At 38.1% G+C, this 270-nt stretch carries 1 protein-coding gene; it reads right to left on the reverse strand.

Annotated features, from left to right (window positions below; all coding sequences use genetic code 11):
• Positions 1 to 16: 16 nt before the first annotated feature.
• On the reverse strand, positions 17 to 270 hold a 254-nt coding region (locus tag KVT27_RS24720), incomplete at its 5' end, for an arginase family protein (RefSeq protein WP_217582180.1).

A 270-nucleotide genomic window follows, 5' to 3' on the forward strand; every position in this document is an offset into this window, starting at 1 on the left:
GTTGCTTTTCTTACATTTATTTTAGTTTTTCACCGAATAAAGAACCCATTAAAGCAACTGCTGTTGTCGCCGTTCTATTTCTCTCATCTAAAATCGTATTTACCTCAACAAATTCAGCAGATGTGATAATATCAGCTTCTGCTAACATTTCCATCGCCAAATGACTTTCACGATAAGATAGACCGCCAATTACAGGCGTTCCAACACCTGGTGCATCATGAGGATCAAGACCGTCTAAATCTAATGATAAGTGTACACCATCAGTATGAG

This window comes from Lysinibacillus sp. GbtcB16, assembly GCF_019091145.1.
Classification (GTDB): Bacteria; Bacillota; Bacilli; order Bacillales_A; family Planococcaceae; genus Lysinibacillus; species Lysinibacillus fusiformis.